Genomic DNA, 1,578 nt, shown 5'->3' with positions numbered 1-1,578 from the left:
TGTCGGTGCGCTCCCAGGTGAACTCGGGAAGCTCGCGGCCGAAGTGGCCGTAGGCGGCCGTCAAGCGGTAGATGGGGCGGCGCAGGTCGAGCGCGTCGATGATGGCGCCCGGACGCAGGTCGAACGTCGCGTCCACCGCGGCCATGATGTCGGCCTCGGGAACCGCGTTCGTGCCGAACGTGTCGATCATCACGCTGACCGGCTTCGCCATGCCGATGGCGTAGGCAACCTGCACCTCGCAGCGCGCGGCCAGGCCCGCGGCCACCACGTTCTTCGCCACCCAGCGCGCCGCATAGGCCGCCGAGCGGTCCACCTTCGTGCAGTCCTTGCCGGAGAACGCGCCGCCGCCGTGGCGGCCCATGCCGCCGTAGGTGTCGACGATGATCTTGCGGCCGGTGAGGCCCGCGTCGCCCATGGGGCCGCCCACCACGAAGCGGCCGGTGGGGTTCACGTGGATCTCGGCGTCGTCGGCCAGCGCCACGCCCTCGCGCTCGAGCACCGGCTTCACCACGTTCTCGACGATCTGGGCGCGCAGCTCGTCGTGGGCGATCTCCTCGGCATGCTGCGTGGACACGACCACCTTCTCCACATGCACGGGGCGGCCGCCCTCGTAGCGCACGGACACCTGGGTCTTGCCGTCGGGGCGCAGAAGCGGCATGGTGCCGTTCTTGCGCACCTCGGTCAGGCGCTCGGCCAGGCGGTGGGCCAGATACACCGGCATCGGCATGAGCGTGGGCGTCTCGTCGCAGGCGTAGCCGAACATCATGCCCTGGTCGCCCGCGCCGACGCGCTCGTAGGGGTCGCCCTCGTCCAGGCCGTGCTGGGCCTCCCAGCTCTCGTCGACGCCCTGCGCGATGTCGGGGCTCTGGTCGTGGATGGCGTTCAGCACGCCGCAGGTGTCGCAGTCGAAGCCGTACTTCGCGCGGTCGTAGCCGATGTCGCGCAGCACCTCGCGCACGATGGCGGGCACGTCGACGTAGGCCTGCGTGCGGATCTCGCCGGTGACGATGACCATGCCGGTGGTGGCCATGGTCTCGCAGGCCACGCGCACCTGCGCGGGATCGGCGGGCTGCCCGCTGGGAGCCACGTAGCCGGCGGCGGCCAGCTCGATCTCCTTGGCCAGGATGGCGTCGAGCACCGCGTCGGATATCTGGTCGCACACCTTGTCGGGATGACCCTCGGTGACCGACTCGGACGTGAACAAATAGGTAGAGCATTCTTCGGCCATACGTTCCTCCTTCATCGCTGTAGGCCGGACCACCTTGGCGTATCCGCCAGGTTGGTGTCGGGATCACAGAGCCAACTCTCTCCCCCGACTCTTGATAAAACAGAGAACCGTGCGAAAAGCCGGAATCCCCGTGAAACCTTGCCGATGGTACCCCGAAAGGAGGATGCGCGCAATAGCGAAAGTCCCGCATGCGCGCAACCCCCACGAGCGAGCACAACGCAGCCGAAAAATGTGAAAACGCAGACGCCAAAATAAACACAAAGTGCATCCGGGCATTCGGTCTATAAACGCATTCGACTACTTCTTTGCTTCACATCATGTCGAAGAACACCTTTGCCGATGCATGCAAA

At 66.5% G+C, this 1,578-nt stretch carries 1 protein-coding gene and 1 riboswitch; the gene reads right to left on the bottom strand.

Going from position 1 to position 1,578, the window contains the following annotated elements; genetic code table 11:
• On the bottom strand, window positions 1–1,228 hold a 1,228-nt coding region (metK, locus tag ACMO6A_RS11335), incomplete at its 3' end, for a methionine adenosyltransferase (RefSeq protein WP_418471283.1).
• An 8-nt stretch (window positions 1,229–1,236) separates the two neighbouring features.
• Window positions 1,237–1,329, bottom strand: a riboswitch (SAM riboswitch).
• Window positions 1,330–1,578 lie beyond the last annotated feature (249 nt).

Source organism: Eggerthella sp. (assembly GCF_048329335.1).
In the GTDB taxonomy this organism is placed as follows: domain Bacteria; phylum Actinomycetota; class Coriobacteriia; order Coriobacteriales; family Eggerthellaceae; genus Eggerthella; species Eggerthella lenta.
The sequence above is the reverse complement of the archived record's forward strand: the minus strand, read 5'-3'. Positions and strand labels throughout refer to the sequence as shown.